The organism is Candidatus Jordarchaeum sp., from assembly GCF_052745115.1.
This window is the reverse complement of the sequence record NZ_JBRAKS010000057.1, coordinates 1-15,106: the sequence shown is the minus strand read 5'-3', so window position 1 is coordinate 15,106 and position 15,106 is coordinate 1. Positions and strand designations below refer to the sequence as shown.

General features: G+C 40.2%; 17 protein-coding genes. 10 read left to right on the top strand and 7 right to left on the bottom strand.

The window, feature by feature from the left end:
• The first annotated feature begins 82 nt into the window (after positions 1-82).
• The gene (gene cdhA, locus ACUVXA_RS06050) at positions 83-2,452 is read left to right on the top strand and encodes a CO dehydrogenase/acetyl-CoA synthase complex subunit alpha (RefSeq protein WP_445870346.1); all 2,370 of its coding nucleotides are present in this window, start codon (positions 83-85) and stop codon (positions 2,450-2,452) included.
• A gap of 88 nt (positions 2,453-2,540) precedes the next feature.
• Here cdhA and ACUVXA_RS06045 read toward each other — a convergent pair whose 3' ends face one another.
• Together ACUVXA_RS06045 and ACUVXA_RS06040 are read right to left on the bottom strand one after the other, a co-directional pair.
• Entirely contained in the window at positions 2,541-4,142 is a 1,602-nt protein-coding gene (locus tag ACUVXA_RS06045) for a formylmethanofuran dehydrogenase subunit A (protein WP_445870345.1), read from the bottom strand.
• A complete protein-coding gene (locus ACUVXA_RS06040) occupies positions 4,135-4,557 on the bottom strand; it encodes a molybdopterin dinucleotide binding domain-containing protein (RefSeq protein ID WP_445870344.1) in 423 nt (140 codons plus the stop codon). The genes ACUVXA_RS06045 and ACUVXA_RS06040 overlap by 8 nt, the downstream gene beginning before the upstream one ends.
• A gap of 486 nt (positions 4,558-5,043) precedes the next feature.
• Here ACUVXA_RS06040 and ACUVXA_RS06035 point away from each other — a divergent pair, with 486 nt between their 5' ends.
• Both ACUVXA_RS06035 and ACUVXA_RS06030 read left to right on the top strand, forming a co-directional pair.
• Positions 5,044-5,613 (top strand): 7-carboxy-7-deazaguanine synthase QueE, encoded by a 570-nt coding sequence (locus ACUVXA_RS06035; protein ID WP_445870343.1) that lies wholly within the window; start codon positions 5,044-5,046, stop codon positions 5,611-5,613.
• Positions 5,614-5,750: 137 nt separating this feature from the next.
• Positions 5,751-6,215: a 6-pyruvoyl trahydropterin synthase family protein gene (locus ACUVXA_RS06030; protein ID WP_445870342.1), complete on the top strand. Its 465-nt coding sequence runs from the start codon at positions 5,751-5,753 to the stop codon at positions 6,213-6,215.
• A gap of 40 nt (positions 6,216-6,255) precedes the next feature.
• On the opposite strand, the gene ACUVXA_RS06025 is transcribed toward ACUVXA_RS06030, so the two are convergent.
• The 3 genes from ACUVXA_RS06025 to ACUVXA_RS06015 all read right to left on the bottom strand — a co-directional run bounded on the left by ACUVXA_RS06025 (position 6,256) and on the right by ACUVXA_RS06015 (position 8,653).
• Entirely contained in the window at positions 6,256-7,731 is a 1,476-nt protein-coding gene (locus ACUVXA_RS06025; protein WP_445870341.1) for an acetate--CoA ligase family protein, read from the bottom strand.
• Between the two features lie 50 nt (positions 7,732-7,781).
• Positions 7,782-8,246: a hypothetical protein gene (locus ACUVXA_RS06020; protein WP_445870340.1), complete on the bottom strand. Its 465-nt coding sequence runs from the start codon at positions 8,244-8,246 to the stop codon at positions 7,782-7,784.
• A 68-nt stretch (positions 8,247-8,314) separates the two neighbouring features.
• Positions 8,315-8,653, bottom strand: coding sequence for a hypothetical protein (locus ACUVXA_RS06015; protein WP_445870339.1), 339 nt, complete (start codon positions 8,651-8,653; stop codon positions 8,315-8,317).
• Between the two features lie 273 nt (positions 8,654-8,926).
• Here ACUVXA_RS06015 and ACUVXA_RS06010 point away from each other — a divergent pair, with 273 nt between their 5' ends.
• Positions 8,927-9,508 carry an RlmE family RNA methyltransferase gene (locus tag ACUVXA_RS06010; protein ID WP_445870338.1) on the top strand — a complete coding sequence of 194 codons (582 nt, stop codon included), beginning with the start codon at positions 8,927-8,929 and terminating at the stop codon, positions 9,506-9,508.
• Positions 9,509-9,546: 38 nt separating this feature from the next.
• On the opposite strand, the gene ACUVXA_RS06005 is transcribed toward ACUVXA_RS06010, so the two are convergent.
• A complete protein-coding gene (locus ACUVXA_RS06005; RefSeq protein ID WP_445870337.1) occupies positions 9,547-9,894 on the bottom strand; it encodes a helix-turn-helix transcriptional regulator in 348 nt (115 codons plus the stop codon).
• 399 nt (positions 9,895-10,293) lie between these two features.
• On the opposite strand from ACUVXA_RS06005, the gene ACUVXA_RS06000 reads away from it, so the two are divergent.
• The 6 genes from ACUVXA_RS06000 (at position 10,294) to ACUVXA_RS05975 (ending at position 14,118) form a co-directional block, all read left to right on the top strand.
• Positions 10,294-10,443, top strand: a complete 150-nt coding sequence (locus tag ACUVXA_RS06000) for a 4Fe-4S binding protein (RefSeq protein ID WP_445870336.1) — start codon at positions 10,294-10,296, stop codon at positions 10,441-10,443.
• 1 nt (position 10,444) lies between these two features.
• Positions 10,445-10,960 (top strand): hypothetical protein, encoded by a 516-nt coding sequence (locus tag ACUVXA_RS05995; protein ID WP_445870335.1) that lies wholly within the window; start codon positions 10,445-10,447, stop codon positions 10,958-10,960.
• Positions 10,939-11,277 (top strand): 4Fe-4S dicluster domain-containing protein, encoded by a 339-nt coding sequence (locus ACUVXA_RS05990; RefSeq protein WP_445870347.1) that lies wholly within the window; start codon positions 10,939-10,941, stop codon positions 11,275-11,277. The genes ACUVXA_RS05995 and ACUVXA_RS05990 overlap by 22 nt, the downstream gene beginning before the upstream one ends.
• 172 nt (positions 11,278-11,449) lie before the next feature.
• Positions 11,450-11,698, top strand: a complete 249-nt coding sequence (locus tag ACUVXA_RS05985) for a hypothetical protein (RefSeq protein WP_445870334.1) — start codon at positions 11,450-11,452, stop codon at positions 11,696-11,698.
• Positions 11,699-11,808: 110 nt separating this feature from the next.
• Positions 11,809-13,203, top strand: a complete 1,395-nt coding sequence (locus tag ACUVXA_RS05980; RefSeq protein WP_445870333.1) for a glycerate kinase type-2 family protein — start codon at positions 11,809-11,811, stop codon at positions 13,201-13,203.
• A 78-nt stretch (positions 13,204-13,281) separates the two neighbouring features.
• The gene (locus ACUVXA_RS05975) at positions 13,282-14,118 is read left to right on the top strand and encodes an ECF transporter S component (protein ID WP_445870332.1); all 837 of its coding nucleotides are present in this window, start codon (positions 13,282-13,284) and stop codon (positions 14,116-14,118) included.
• A 50-nt stretch (positions 14,119-14,168) separates the two neighbouring features.
• Here the strand turns inward: ACUVXA_RS05975 and ACUVXA_RS05970 are convergent, their stop codons facing one another.
• The gene (locus ACUVXA_RS05970; protein WP_445870331.1) at positions 14,169-14,960 is read right to left on the bottom strand and encodes an alpha/beta fold hydrolase; all 792 of its coding nucleotides are present in this window, start codon (positions 14,958-14,960) and stop codon (positions 14,169-14,171) included.
• Positions 14,961-15,106: the final 146 nt, after the last annotated feature.

Here is a 15,106-nt window from a genome sequence, read left to right as displayed (position 1 = left end):
CTTTTATTTAACAAACTACATTAATATAAAAAAATAATATAAAAAATAATAATAAATTTAAGTTTTAGGAGGACAAATAATAATGGCTAAAACGTCTGGATATTTAAAAGCAGACGAACTCAAGACACCTCTAGCATCTTTCAAAAACTTGGAGTTACAGATAGGAAAGGTCATACTAGAGGAGGAAGAATGGGAACCCATGGGACCCACTCCTATGCCCTCACTAGCCAGACTGAGACCATGGACCGTTAACAGACTTCTCAAAAGATATAAACCCTATTATGCCCCCTTCTGTGACCGCTGCTGTCTCTGTACCTATGGACACTGTGATCTAACAGCGGGTAAGGAGGGAGCATGTGGAATAACAATTGATGCTACTCAAGGCAGAATAGTTCTCCTAGCTTGTATCATAGGCGCATCAGCGCACACCGCTCACGCAAGACATCTACTAAACGACCTTATTGAAAGAGTTGGTCCTGATCACCCTGTAGACTTGGGAAATGATATTGAGGTCGAGGCCCCAGTAATCCGAAACGTTACAGGCATAAGGCCGAGAAGGCTGGGCGACTTGGAAGAGGTACTGGACTACGTTGAAGGCCAAATAGTGCACTCTGCTTCTGCCACTCACACCGGACAGGAGGGGAGCTATATCGACTTTGAAGCTAAGGCTATGCATGTTAGTTTGATGGATGCCATAGGAATGGAAGCAGCCGACCTAATCCAGATAACCTCATTGGACTTTCCGAAGGGTGAAGGCGATGTACCATTAGTGGATATTGGGCTGGGTTGCATAGACACGACCAAACCTGCTATTCTAGTTATAGGTCATAATGTTATGCCCAGCGTGGGTGTTATAGATTATCTTCGCGAGCACAAGCTTGAAGATAGTGTAGAAGTTGCTGGTATCTGTTGTACCGCCATAGACTTGACCAGATATGATCCAGGATATAAGGTTGTGGGCTCCATTGCACGCCAGCAGACCTTCATAAGATCCGGTGTTCCAGATGTTGTGATGGTGGATGAGCAGTGTATCCGAACGGACAACATTAAGGAAGTCGCCAAGATTAAGGCGGCGTTCATAGCCACAAATGAGAAAAACTGCATGGGTCTATCTGATAGAACCGAGGATCCAGTTCAGGAGATTGTGGACGACCTAGTGAAGTATGCCATGGCAGGCGAGGTTAATGGTGCACTTATACTAGACCCTGATAAGGCTGGAGAGGTTGCAGTGAGAACCGCTATGAAGCTTGCCCCTCTTAGAAATAAGTTCAAGAATGTTATCGCAGAGGAGCAGATTATAGAACTTGCTAAAGAATGTACTGGATGCTACGAGTGTGAGAGAGCTTGCCCAAATGATGCAGCTACCACAGATGCTATTAAAGCCGCTGCCGAAGGTGACTTAACTAAGCTTGCAGCCCTATACGAGCCCTGTATAGGATGCGGTAGGTGCACCGAGGCTTGCAGTAAAGGTATACCAGTCAAAGAAATGATTGACGCAGCAGCGGATAACCAGATCAAACAGGACAGGTATAGGGTTAGGGTTGGCCGGGGCCCAATTAAGGATACTGAAATCCGGAATGTTGGTGCTCCCATCGTTCTAGGCGAGATCCCGGGTGTGGTGGCTTACGTTGGGTGTGCAAACTATCCCGCGGGACCAAAAGAAGTGGCCCTAATGGCTGAAGAGTTCCTAAAACGAAGATACATAGTGGTCACCAGTGGCTGCTCAGCCATGGACATAGCCCGATACCGGGACGAGGAGGGGCTTACCCTGTACGAGAAATATCACGGAGACTTCGATGCCGGAGGACTAGTAAATGTTGGTTCCTGTGTATCTAACCCTCACATTACAGGCGCCGCAATAAAAATCGCAAACATTTTCGCTCGGAGACCTCTGAGGGCGAACTTCGAAGAGATCGCAGACTACGTTCTGAACCGAGTGGGCGCTGTTGGTGTCGCTTGGGGTGCCTACAGCCAGAAGGCGGCCTCAATAGCGACCGGTGTTAACATCTACGGAATCCCAGTAATAGTGGGACCACACGGATCCAAGTACCGCAGAATGCTTCTAGGTAGGCCTGACATTGATGAGGACTGGTACGTGTACAATGCTAGAACTGGAGAGAAAGTGTATGTCGGCCCGACCCCTGAACATTTGATGGTTGCGGTTGAAAACATGGACGAGTGCATTGTAGAGACCGCTAAGCTGTGTATGAGACCGAACGACACCTTTAAGGGTAGAGCCATTAAGCTCAGCCACTGGATAGACCTGTACCGGAGAAAATTCGGCAAGGACTTTCCAGATGATGTCCACAAGTATATTAGAGTCGATGGGGATATCCCGCTTACGTTCAAAGAAGACCTATTAAAGGTTCTCAAGGATAGGAACTGGCAATCCACGGAGATACCAGACCCCACACTGTACGAAAAATTCGTAAAATTGAAAGCTAAAAAGTAGATTACTAAAGGTGCAATATTGCACCTGCCACACCATTTTTATTTTTTTGGTTTAAAAAATTTTTTTAAAAAAATTATGGATTTATTTTTTAATATTTTATTTCATTTGGATTGTGGAGTATTTCTTTTGGAATTTTCAGATTATTGATGTCTAGCGAGTAGTAACGTTCCATCTCTGTCATTCTTTTTTCTGGAAGTTCCACTCCATCTCTGTGTGCCCAGTAGGTTTTTCCTCTGAATTTTTCAATGGATTCCCCTTCTTTCATAACTATTACTCCGTTTTTTATGGTGTATGATGTTTGGGAGAAAGCTTTTATCAGGTCTTCTGTTTCCTTTGTTGGGTCCTGAGTTTCCGGATTGAAATTATATACTGCGATGTCTGCGTCTGATCCTATAGATAGGTTTCCTTTGTTTGGTAGGTTTAGGGATTGTGCAGGGCTTGCTCGGGTTATTATTACTATTTCGTTTAGGGAATATTCTCTTTCAATTGAGGGTAGTGCTGTGTCTGCTTTTAGTTTGACTTGGTCCCTGACTTTTTTGCTTACGAGCCAGGCTATGATTTGGGGATAGTCTGTGATTAGTGCTTGGTTGGGATGGTCTACTGATAGCTGTATTTGCCAAGGGTCTTTTATTTGGAGTGCTAGTTCTAGTCCTGTTGCCCATGTTATGCTGCCGGTCTTGTCCATTTCGTGTTTTGTGGGTGCTGCTCCGAAGCTTGCCTCCATTTCTACTTGGTCGGTGAATATGTTTTTTTCATTTGCGGTTCTGGTTAGAAGAGGGTTGTCTGCGTAGAGGCTTATTGTTTGGTGGGATACCATTTGCCCGATGTCTGCTTCTACGTTTTGGTGAGTGTTTATGTAGTTGGCTATTTGTTCTGCTTTGGATTCTATTGTTTCGCTTCCACCATAGCTATGTAATTGTGCGTGTGCCAAGTGTATTGTTCTTTGTTTTTTGTTGGGTTTTATTTCTTCAAGGGCTTTTAGGGTTTTGAGGGTTGTTTCATAGTTTCCTGGTTTTCCGGCGTGGTTGGGATGTATGTGAATCGGGTGTGGTAAGCCTAGATGCTCATTTGCTTTTGTTAGTGTTTGGATTACTTCTAGTGGAGATACTCCCAGGTGTCTTATGGGTTCTTCTATGCTGGTTATTTCTTTTTTGAAACTCCAGGCATCGCTTGCTAGGGGGTTAACCAGTTTGACTCCGTAGGTTTTGGTTGATCCGAGGAGCCATGAGATTATGATGGCTGCTTCTTCCACAGATTTTTTCTTTACTGCGGGTAAAAGGTACCAATACGTGTCTAATAATAGTAGGCATGCATAATCCAGTAACTGGATATCTTGAAATTCTAGGTGAGTATGTAAGGCTTTTGTTGGGGATACTGCGGCTTCGACCACGAAGGTGTAGCCCATTTTTGAATAAATTAAGCCCACTTCAGGAGCTGTGAAAAGAACACTGTCTGAAGATGAGGGATAGAGCATACGGCCAAAATTAACGTGCTGCGAGGCCACGTGAGTATGTATATCGATTCCACCGGGAAAAACCATTTTTCCTCCAACATCTATAACCTCGGCATCCTTTTCGTTGACCGATTCTACTATTACTCCGTTTTTTATAGCTATATCCATACGTTCCCCAATTACGTTATTTTTCGGGTCAAATACGAAGCCATTTTTTAAGAGAAGTGATTCACTCATCAGCATCCTTTCCCAGTAGTGTTGCAAAGAGTTTTTCTGTGTTTAAAACTTCTTCCTTGGTGGTTTCTATGCTGGCTTTTAAAACATAGCAAGAGTTGTTTCCGGTCACATCTATGTCCGGGTCCATTATGGAGTTAAACCAGGGACCGTTTGGCATTAGTGCTAATCCCTTTTTTGTTTCATCCGTTTCATAGGCTTTAACAATAACTTTTCCGAATTTAGTGGTCACTTTCACATTGTCTCCGTTTTTAAAGCCTCGGCTACCCATATCTTCTTTGCTTAGTAGTATTACTGCTGTTGATTCAACATAACTTTTTTCGCCGGGTTCCTCGACCATCATCTTGTTTTGCTCAATAGACCTCGCATTACACAGTTTAACCTCAAGCTTACCCATCAAGAGCCCTGTTAAAGACATAGAAATCAGCTCCTTTCAAATCAACATTAACGGAAGTAGAAACAAATACATAAGTTTTATGAATCAAAGTATCTAACAGTTTAAGAAGCGACTCGTAAATATAAAGTAAAAAAGTTGAATAAAAATTTAGTTTATTTAGAAAACCTTATCGACGTATTTATTTCGAGGTGATGTTCTTGGATAAGGGATGGGTCGTTGAGATGTTCTCCTCCTACCAAATCCTTTTGAGGGAGGTAAAGGGGAAGGAGGCAGCGTAAGCGGCTCGTGTTATGGGAAGCGCCAGATATGGGAAAGATACTATTGATCTTTCCGTCGAATCGTGCGATTCGCGGGCTGCAACCTAGCCCTCGGAGAATTCGGAACCAAGGGATGCAGGTGGTGCGACATCTCATAGAACAAGCTCTGAGACGCTAATCACCTGGAGCTCAAAAACAAGAAATACCACAATTCAGAATAGAAAAAAATCCGGGAGCCGGAGACTTCAGAATGGTTTCAAACCCTGTGGACACCGCTCTGCTACTTAAATGTGTGAAAATGCTGGAAACTTCGGATCTTCACTCGGTTTCATTCACCGGTGGTGAACCTTTACATCAAACAGATTTCCTAAAAATAGTTTCAGAGACACTTTTCCAAGGGGGGTATACGCTTTATCTTGAAACTAATGGCTCTTTGCCCAATTGTGCCTCAAATGTGGCTGAACTTTTTGAGTACTGCTGCTGTGATATCAAGGACGAGTCCTCAGGAGCCGCCTCAGACTGGAAAGCTTTGGTAGAGAAAGAATTTGAAACTATTCAAATTTTTACCGAGGCTAAAGCTAAGACATTCGCCAAAGTTGTGGTCACATCTAAAACAAAAATAGAAAATATTGAATGGTATGCTAGGGAATTGGCTAAGATGAGATGCCCTTTATGCATACAGATTGTGACACCGTTTAGTGAGGTAAAAAAGCCCTCAATAAAACAACTATTCCAGTTTACCGAAGCCGCATCAAAATATCTTGGTAAAAACGATATTTCGTTATCCATTCAGGCCCATAAGGTTGTAGGAATTCTATAAAAATTCCTAAAAACTAGGTTTAAATGAGGAAGAGTTAAAAGTTTTTGTGGAAAATGTTGCAAAGAAATACAAGAATAAGATTTTAGATATTGAGCAAGCTATAACCGAAATATGAACATTTTAGGAAGTTCGAATAAATGAAGTATAAACTAATCGTGGAAAGAACTGACTTGAACTTTTCTGCAGCCCACTTCTTAATGCACCACCCGAAATGTGAGCGAATACACGGTCACAACTATAGGGTAACCATCAAGGTGGAGTCGGATGAATTAAACAGTCAACAGATGATAGTGGATTTCATGGATGTGAGAAACATAACTAGGGAAATATGCCAGAAAATGGATCACCACATACTCATTCCCACCAAAGCAGATGACATTGAAATCAAAGAAATGGGAAAGGAACTGGAAGTTATAGCAAACAAGAGGAGATACATCTTCCCAAAAGAAGACGCACTACTTCTGCCCATCGAAGCCACCACAGTGGAAAAAATCTCGGAGTATATTTACAAACAATTAAAACAGTCACCACTCAAAGACCTAAAAATAAAAGTTTCGGTAGAAGAAGCCGAAGGATCAATAGGCACCTTCACAGAAGAATAATCCCGAAAAGGATTCTAGTAGAAAAATTAAACCTTCTTATTTATGCCATTTTGAGCACTGTTTCGGGAGCCTTTTCAGATTTTCCGTGACGTTCAAGAAACTTATAGTACTGCACCATTTTATAAATAGCATTTGACGCCCGATATATTGAAGGGTATATGAGAAAATTATCATTCAAGTATCTTTTAAAAAGTTTCAAACGTTCAGCCTCCATTTCAGGCGTGTACTGAATAGGACCGCCTGAGGGGTTTAGAATCATTACAAAGGGTTTTTCAAGTTTTGGTTTAGCTTCCTTCAGTATATTAAATAGTAGATCGTTTCTTTCACTATTCATCGCTTCGTGTTGCAGAATTATTATATCAATTTTGGGATCCTTTTCTACCACTTCTAATAGCTTAGAGTACATGCTCATATCGTTGTAAACAAAGTAGGAGGCATCAATAGGGTTAGCTATACCTGTCCCGATATCAGGGACTATTTTACTCAGCTTTTCTTTGGTTTTTGGACTAAAGGCGGGAATCTTCAAACCCCCACTCTCACACTCGTCTGTGGATACAACGGCGTGGCCGCCGCCTCCCCCCAAAATCGCAGCATTAAATCCTCTAGGCGTCCTGCATCTAAGGAAAGCCAGGGTAACCTCATAGAGTTCTTCCATACTGTAAACTTGTATTGCACCCGACTGTTTGAACACCGTTCCCCAAATCTGGTTAGATCCTGCAAGAGAACCGGTATGGGAAAGCGTAGCCCGTGAGCCACCCGATGTCCAGCCACCTTTCCAGACAATAACCGGTTTAACCTTACAAGCTTCCCTCAAAGTCCTGAAAAAGCGGGGACCATTTTTAATACCCTCAACATAGAGGTTAATAATTTTAGTTTTAGGATCCTCCACAAAATATTCCAAGTAATCGGTAACTTCCAGATCTATTCCATTACCATAACTGACTATTTTGTTAAACTGTATATTAGCCCAAAAATCAGCCATACTCGCCAGTCCAACAGTATGTCCCCCACTCTGACTCGCGAATGATACCGGTCCATTCTCCGGAGGATTATACATATAAGGAATAGAAAGCCCACCCTCAAAAGAGTAAACACCCATACAGTTCGGGCCTACTATTCGGGTGTTGCTGCCGGAGATTATTTCTAGGAGTTCCTTTTCTAGTTTTTTTCCTTCTTCTGGTTCTTGGTCGCTTTCTGAGAATCCGGATGTGAAGATTACTGCGAATTTTACTTTGGCTTCGACGCAGTCTTTTATGATTTGTTTGATTACTTTTTTAGGTACCGAGACTATGGCTTGGTCTATGGGTTCGGGTGCATCTTGCACTCGGGAGTAGGCTTTTAATCCAAGGACTCGTTCTTCGTTGGGGTTTATAGGGTATAGGTGTTCTTTTGGGAATCCTCTTTTTAGTATTGAGCGCATGTACCAGTTGCTGTGTTTGAACGAGTTATCTGTGGCGCCGATTACGGCTACGGCTTTGGGGTAGAATAGAGGGTTAAGGTTTTCTAATTTGCTCATTGAGGTGCCTCCGACTATTTTTAATTTTTATTAGCTTGATTTAGAAATAGTTATTGTTCGCCCATTGCCAGTTTTAGTTCTTGTAGTGTTACGCGTTTTTTCTTTTCGAGTTTTTCTTGGGCTTCTTTTACTTTGTTTTGGATTATTGTTTCCTCTTTCTTTCTTTTTTCTTGTTGTTCCCTCTCTCTTCTCTCTCGTGCGAGTTTGATTTGCTGGGTTTTGTATAGAGATATTTCTTCTTCTATTTTTGTTAGCTGGTTCTCGTACTGGATTATTTTCTGGAATATTTCGATGTAGTTTTTATGATGGATGTCTGCGGTGTTTCGTAGTTCGTCTCTTTTTTGTGCGAGTTGTGTTATTTGGTCGAATGTGGGTTTGCTTTTTTCGTATTCTTCCTGTATTTCTTTTTTCAGTGTATTTATTTTTTGCCAGGTTTCTTCCATTTCTTCTTTAAGCTGATTAATATTGTTCTGTATTTTGAGGTTTTCTTCATAGTCTTTTAGGGCTTCTTCCATTTCTGCGATTTGTTTGATGATAGCATTTTCCTCTTTTAGGGAGAGGGGTGTGGTTTGTTGTTTCCATTCTAGTTCGTATTTTTTTTCTTCAGGTATTCACCATTAAAATTCAACGGTTTTAGTTTACTATTTTCCTCTTTTATTTTAAAGGAAGTTTCCTGGACTTTTTCGTATAGTTTTTCTTTCTCATTTTTTATTTGGCTCATTTTGGAACTGGTTTCTTCGTTTGCTTCTTTTAGTTCTTTGATTTGTTGTGCAATCATCTGTACTTCCCGGTTTTTATCATCCCTCTTTTGTTTATATTCCTCGGCGCTCTCTCTTAGCTTTCTAAGATTTTCAATTATGGTAATACGCTCTTTTGTTAGTGTAGAAATCTTGGCTTTATAGAATTCTTCATTTTCGGTCAAGATTCTCACCAGTCTACGGGTGTAGATTACGGGTCACTGACTATTGCTAGAGTTTACTTTTTGCGTTACGGTATAGGTTATCTGGTTAAAAACCTTACTTAAAAATTAAGTTATTTTTTCTGAAAAGGGATAACTATCTTAGGATATTTTACTGATAAAAGTACTATAAAAAGTCAAGGGATTGTAGTTTTTAATACATAAAAGAATCTTTATGTATATGTGTTATTAGGATTTGAATGAAAATGACTAGAATTTAAGGGACGTGTTTTTTATTTGAGACGAAAGGATCATTATTATTATAAGGCTCAAAGAGAGGGCTATCGGTCTCGAGCAGTTTTTAAACTAAGACAACTGAATAATAGGTTCGGGATTTTTACTGGTGCAAAGACCGTTTTGGATTTATGCTGTGCTCCAGGTGGATGGCTGCAGATTGCTAAGGAGGAGTTGGGTGAGGAAGGAATTGTTGTGGGTGTAGATATTAATAGGATTTTGGATATTGATGGTGTGACTTTTGTTTATGGGGATATTCTGGAGGAGGAGACGCTGAACCGGGTTCTGAGTGTTTGTTCAGAGTTTGATGTTATTTTGAGCGACTGTTCACCTAATGTGAGCGGCATTTGGAGTGTGGATCATGAGCGACAGATATTTCTTGCAAGGGCTTCACTAAACATAGCTAAAAGGGCCCTTAAAGATGGGGGTACTCTTGTTATAAAGGCTTTTCAGGGAAGTGAGTATCCGAATTTTTTGAAAGAGGTTCAGAAGTGTTTTGGTTTTGTTAGAACCACTAAGCCATCGGCTTCCAGAAAATCTAGTGCTGAAATGTACATTGTGGCTAAGAATTTTAGAAAAAAGTAAAAAAATTGCAGTATAGCCTATTAAGGGGTTAGGGATTGTTAAAAGTCCACAATTTGTTTATTTATCCAGTTTGTGATTTTTTTACATTTTATGGGAGATATTGGTTGAGATGTACCGCACCTTGTAATTTGTACACAGGTAAAGCACGGGCAGTTATTAAGAGTATTCCAAGTTATTGGAGTCTCTTCTTCCTTGTTAGGATATAGTCGGTAAGTCCATCTCCCCTTGTAGAGTTCTTTAGCTCTTCGGGCTAATCCTCTCTTCTCAAGTTTCACGGCGATTCGGGAACCCTCACGGCTATTTACACCAAGTTTTTTCCACAAGTCACTCTGGAGTAAACCCTTGTTTCCAGCTTCCAAAACTAGTTCATAAGCAGCTTCTTCCAATGATGTCACCTTCAACCCGGCTGTAATTTAGAATGAATTTATTGTTTTAGGAGAGACGACTATTGGTTAGACGGACCCCAAATTAAACAATAAAAAGGCGATATTTATACTTTATCATGAAATTGCCAGCGAAACCAAAAAAACATAACTCTTGATAAGAGAAAAACATGAAAAAACAAATCAAATAAAGTTTGTACAAAACTAAAAGGTTTATATATAAAAAATTGAAAAGCTAAAAACTTGTATTGTTCTAGAAATTTTAATATTTAAACAAATTTAATGTGGATTATTAATTGATTCATAAATTGTAGATGATTCTATTTACAAAATTGAAGTAAAAAATAGCCTGTGCGAAGGACCTTTTACGTGTGGAAAATGTTTTAGGGTTGCCCTAGTCTCGTGTTTTTCACGCATCCTAAATCAAGAGAGCCTTATAAAATAACAAACGATTGGATTGTCACTGGAATTTTTTCGGATCAATGTATAGGTTGTATGCAATGTGTGAATATCTGCCCTAAAAGTGCCATAACAATTGAGGAGACTGGTTAAAATGTGCGATTGGTGTATGGAACATGGGGATGGAAAACGTTGGTATCTCAATGTTAAAAATTATACAAAAGATTTCTTTGGGCCTCTTAAGGAAAAGGGGAAAACTCCCGCAATTGCCCATTTAGAAAATCTTTATTTTCAACTTGCGGAAGTAGTAATGTCTTGGGTTAACGAAAAAAATCCTGAAATCGCTACATATCTAAGAAAACTTGCAGAAGAAAGATATCTATTATACGGTCTACATCAAGTTGTGACATTAGAAGAGGTTAATGCAATTTTAGATATTGCGAGTCCTATTGTTAAGTACGCGTGTCCTTGTGAGAGAATACTTAGAGCAAGACCCGAAGAAAAGTGTTGTTTCGGTTTTGGTATGTCTCTTGATTTTGTTAGAGAATGGTTTGATTTTTTCAGAGGAGGAGTTGAATTCCTATCTAAGGAAGAAGCTAAAGAATGTATGGAAAAACTGGATGAGAAGGATTTGTACACGCAGTTTATATATATAAGAAACCTATTGTAGGCGGATTTTGTAATTGCGAGGCCCCCTCCTGCTATGCCATTAAAATTTCTCGAGAAAGAGGATGGAACTTTTATAAACGTTCACACTTCGTTGCAAATATTGAAGATAGTAAATGTATAGGCTGTAAGGAATGTATAAGCCGTTGTCAATTCGGGGCGGTTTCATATTCACCAACCCTCAACAGAGCAGTAATAAATCCATGGAAATGTTTTGGCTGTGGAGTATGTAGAATAGCTTGCGAAAATGATGCAATAAAGCTAATACCACGAGAAAAATTTTCCCTCCTTGAAGGATGTTTGGTGGTACTCTTTACCTGAAAAAAGTAAAGCATAATTAATGTTTAATGTCAAATGCTTGGGGAAGAGCTATTGTTTAATTATGAATACTTCCTACCGAAAAATGAAATATTTATATAACACGTATCTAAAAAACAATAATTAATCCAAGATTATGAAATTCGACCAAACAGGCTAATCCGGAGGAAAAAAAATGGTTCGTTTTTGCGACTTTTGCATCGATAAAGCAAAGTATCGGTGTAAGAGACATCGGAAAAGCTTCTGTCGTAATCATGGTCTGAGATGTCCAGGATGTGGAGCTGAGCTCTGTATCGAATGCCTTACCAAGAGAGAGTGTCCTAATTGCCATACAGAGCTACTTGTTTGCCCCACTTGTCTTTCAAATAGAAGAATAACGAGGCTTAAAGCGGACACCTTAAAATGCCCGATTTGTGATAAATAATCCAAGTTTTTAATAAAAGTTAGAAATCTCGTTATCTGGGGTTCTACTCAAACAGATATTTTAGTTTCTTCACAAAAGTTTCTTAATTCTTAAAGTTTAAAGTGAATGATATGTCAAAACTGATAATAAACAACTATGACCAGCTTATTGGGAGTTCTAGTGGGAAGAATAGGTTAGCTAGAGAAATTGTACTAGCTTTAATCGAGTCTGCACTCAGAGCCGCTGATCCTAAAACTGCGGTGAAAAAAAGCCTTCTTCTAAAAAGAAATAAATTAACAATCAATGGAAAAACTTTTGATCTTAACAGTTTAGACAACATCTATGTTGTGGGGGGAGGGAAAGCAAGCGGTGCTATGGCAGAAACTGTAGAAGAAATATTGGGAGAGAGAATTAGTGGGGGATGTGTTAACATTCTCAAAGGAACCAGAAGCCGGTTTAGAACTTTAAAAATTGAATTAGTAGAGGCTTCGCATCCTGTTCCCGATATAAGGGGATTAGAGGGAGCCAGGAGAATGGTAAGTTTGGCAGAAGAAGCTCAAAAAAATGATCTAATTCTATGTCTGATTTCAGGCGGAGGATCGGCACTTATCCCGTTACCTGTAGAGGGAGTCTCATTAGAGGATCTTCAAGAGGTTAATAGAGCCTTACTCAAGAGCGGAGCGGATATAAACTCGATGAATGCGGTGCGTAAGCACCTGTCAGCCATTAAAGGAGGAAATCTTGCTAAGGCAGCTTTTCCCGCCACAATTGTCAGTCTAATAATCTCTGATGTGGTGGGTGACCCTCTTGAAACCATTGCTTCTGGCCCCACGATGCCCGATCCCACCACATACAGGGATGCGATCAATGTTTTGAAAGAGTATAATATTTGGGATTTATGCTCAGAGGACATCAGAAATCATTTGTATGGGGGACTCAAAGGAAAATATTCTGAGACACCTAAACCTGGTGACTCAGTTTTCGAGAAGGTGTTTAATCTGTTGATAGCCACAAACAGAATGGCTTGCATGGCTGCTCAAAGGGAAGGACAGAAAAGGGGATTAAACTCGTTGGTTTTAACCACTTACTTGGAGGGAGAAGCCAGGGATGTAGGTACCCTAGTTAGTGGAATCGCTAAGGAAATCTTTTATCACAATAAGCCTTGGAAAAAACCGGTGGTGGTAATTTTGGGTGGTGAAACCACAGTCACGGTGCGTGGCAAGAGTGCGGGTAGAGGTGGTAGGAACCAAGAGTTGGCTCTGAGTGCCGCACTTAAGCTAGTGGGGGTAAAAGGTGTGGTTATTGGAGCTTTGGATAGTGATGGTATTGACGGTTTTTCCGAAGCAGCGGGTGCCATAATTGATGGACAAACCATTTTGGAATCGAAAAAGAAAGGACTGGATGCTTCTAGTTTTCTTTTAGAGAATAATTCTACAGTGTTTTTTAAGAGCATAGACAATTGCTTGATTCTTACAGGCCCCACGGGAACTAATGTGAATGACCTAGTGTTTATAGCAGTAATTTAATTTTGCAATCAACTTAAATAATATATTCAAACAATTACCCTTATATATGGATACACAAAGAATTGAAGAGGTCTGAAGATGGTTAAAGAATTACCAATGGCTTTAAAAGAGGGGATGCTTGAGGCCTTACCAAGATTCCCCCTTTCTGTTAATATTGCTCTGACCGGTATGATGACTGCACTGGTGTGTATTGCTACCATGGCTTTTCAGATATATTTCCCATTTTCCCAAGGCTACATCAATGCCGGTGAAGGCGTTATATACGTAACTGCTTTACTTTTTGGACCAATCATAGAAGGCATTGCAGGTGGAATAGGCTCAATGCTTGCCAATATTTTTCTTGGCTTTAATCAGTATGCCCTCGGCATGTTAATATTTAAAGGGGGAGAAGGTTTGGCAGTGGGGTTTTTTGGATACAAGTTCCGTCTTTTGGTTAAAAGGTGGTGGAAACCCCTCAGCATAGTTATGTGTACGGGAATTGCTGGCTTAATTCTTTACTTGGGTATAAGTTGTTTATCAGGTTTAGCAGAAATTTACGGGGGAGTTCGACCCTGGTGGTGGAGCACTAATCTATTTACTACATATTTCCAGTGCGGATGGTGGCACATTCTAGTTAACGTTCCATGGTGGGCGTGGCTTATTATATCGGTTTGTTTTGGTTTGCTGTTCTTATACTTTGGTCTTAAAGTGGATGCATCTGTTGGGTGGAGCATTCTTGCCATATTTGGAGGTGGCATTCTTATAATCTTGGGTTACTTCATTATAGAGCAATTCTTCTTGGGTTTGGCAGGTACGAATATTGCTATTATTATAGGCCAAATTCTCTTAGGTGTTATGATAGCTATTCCAATAGAGATAGCTATGAGAAAAATAACCCCAGAAATTTTTATACAAAGTTATAGTTGGGAGAAATAAATAGAAAAATTGTAAGGAAAAATGTTATCGAACAATTTTCAATCAACTATTTATTTTCCCTTAAGAAAATTAATTACTTCTCGGTTAAACTCCTCAGGATACTCCATATTGTATAGGTGCCCACCTTCAATAAACACGAGCTTAGCGTTTGGAATTCTCTCCGCCAATATACGAGCATTTTCTGGAGGTATTAATACATCATCCACACCCTGTAAAACTAGAGTAGGTACCTTTATACGTGGAATAAGATCGTAACTGTCGAAGAACATGACAGCTTCAATTTGATGGCGATTAGCGTATTCTGGAGCCGCGTTTTCCACGTACATTTGAAAAACCTTTTCAACTAGATCCTTTCTGTTTTCCAGAATGTCTTTTGCCACAATCACCGGCACCATTCTCCTGTAGAATTCTTCTTCTGACATGTTTGGGGCTCGAACTAGTTTTGAGATTATTTCTGGTGAAGCGTTCACCCCATGTGCGCCAACTGTGGTTGCGCACAGAACAAGTTTCTTAACTCTTTTGGGATAGTTTAAAGCTATTTCTTGTGCTATCATTCCTCCCATTGAAATACCTAGAATGTGGGCAGAATCGATTTCTAAGGCATCCATTAAACCGATAGTGTCCTCAGCGAACATACGGATGGAGTATGGTATATCGGGTTTATCGGTTTCGCCCGCCCCTCTATTATCAAACAGAACGACTCTGAATTCTTTCGAGAAATCCGGTACTTGAAACAGCCACATTTTCAGTGAGGAACTATATCCTCTAATCATTACTAATGGTTCGCCCTTTCCGTGAATTTCATAATTAATTTGGATATCTCCAATTTTGATTTTTGGCAAACTTTTCCCTCCTTTTTTATAAATCACGTCATTTGCGCATAAATTTTCTTAAGGGTTCTACTCTATGTAGAAATTCATAGAATTACATAGTGTTGGGGCTTCACAGTATCATGCGGCGGCCTCGCGAGTTCATCAGCCGCCCTCCA

Bases quoted from the DNA above. Each gene is read 5' to 3' on its own strand.
- ACUVXA_RS05995 (WP_445870335.1), top strand. From the start codon at position 10,445: ATGTGCGATTGGTGTATGGAACATGGGGATGGAAAACGTTGGTATCTC.
- ACUVXA_RS06045 (WP_445870345.1), bottom strand. From the start codon at position 4,142: ATGAGTGAATCACTTCTCTTAAAAAATGGCTTCGTATTTGACCCGAAA.
- ACUVXA_RS06025 (WP_445870341.1), bottom strand. From the start codon at position 7,731: ATGAGCAAATTAGAAAACCTTAACCCTCTATTCTACCCCAAAGCCGTA.
- ACUVXA_RS05980 (WP_445870333.1), top strand. From the start codon at position 11,809: ATGTCAAAACTGATAATAAACAACTATGACCAGCTTATTGGGAGTTCT.
- ACUVXA_RS06035 (WP_445870343.1), top strand. From the start codon at position 5,044: ATGGTTTCAAACCCTGTGGACACCGCTCTGCTACTTAAATGTGTGAAA.
- cdhA (WP_445870346.1), top strand. From the start codon at position 83: ATGGCTAAAACGTCTGGATATTTAAAAGCAGACGAACTCAAGACACCT.
- ACUVXA_RS05975 (WP_445870332.1), top strand. From the start codon at position 13,282: ATGGTTAAAGAATTACCAATGGCTTTAAAAGAGGGGATGCTTGAGGCC.
- ACUVXA_RS06020 (WP_445870340.1), bottom strand. From the start codon at position 8,246: ATGGAAGAAGCCCTAAAAGACTATGAAGAAAACCTCAAAATACAGAAC.
- ACUVXA_RS06040 (WP_445870344.1), bottom strand. From the start codon at position 4,557: ATGTCTTTAACAGGGCTCTTGATGGGTAAGCTTGAGGTTAAACTGTGT.
- ACUVXA_RS05985 (WP_445870334.1), top strand. From the start codon at position 11,450: ATGGTTCGTTTTTGCGACTTTTGCATCGATAAAGCAAAGTATCGGTGT.
- ACUVXA_RS06030 (WP_445870342.1), top strand. From the start codon at position 5,751: ATGAAGTATAAACTAATCGTGGAAAGAACTGACTTGAACTTTTCTGCA.